We start from the raw sequence: 459 nt of genomic DNA on the forward strand, positions 1-459 counted from the left end.
GTCAAGGGCTTCGACTGGAACGCGAACGGGGTGGTCGTCACCGGCAGCACCTCCACCGAGCCGAACAGCACCGGCACCGTCTCCTGGCCCTACCGCCAGTGGAACACCCCGCTCTACAAGGACGTGCAGGGAGCGGCCGACAACGACGTCGCGGTGCTCACCCTCTTCGACCCGGTCGCGGCCAAGCCCCTCCCGGTGATGGCGAACACGGACACGGGGCTCTACGCGCCCGGCACCCAGGCCAAGGTCTACGGCTGGGGCCGCACCACGTCCACCAACGACGACATCTCCACGACCCTGCGTTCGGCGACGCTCCCGATCGTCTCCGACGCGACGTGCCGGGGTTCGTACGGAAGCTCATTCGTGGCGGGCCACATGGTCTGCGCGGGCAAGACCGGCGCGACCGACGCGGAGACCGTCGGGGCCTGCAACGGTGATTCCGGCGGCCCGCTGGTGATC

General features: G+C 69.7%; 1 protein-coding gene. It reads left to right on the plus strand.

Annotated features, from left to right (window positions below; all coding sequences use genetic code 11):
- Positions 1-459 (plus strand): trypsin-like serine protease (locus tag LPA54_RS38250; protein ID WP_228984988.1); only part of this gene is annotated, 459 nt, incomplete at both ends.

The organism is Streptomyces sp. DH12, assembly GCF_020873895.1.
Classification (GTDB): Bacteria; Actinomycetota; Actinomycetes; order Streptomycetales; family Streptomycetaceae; genus Streptomyces.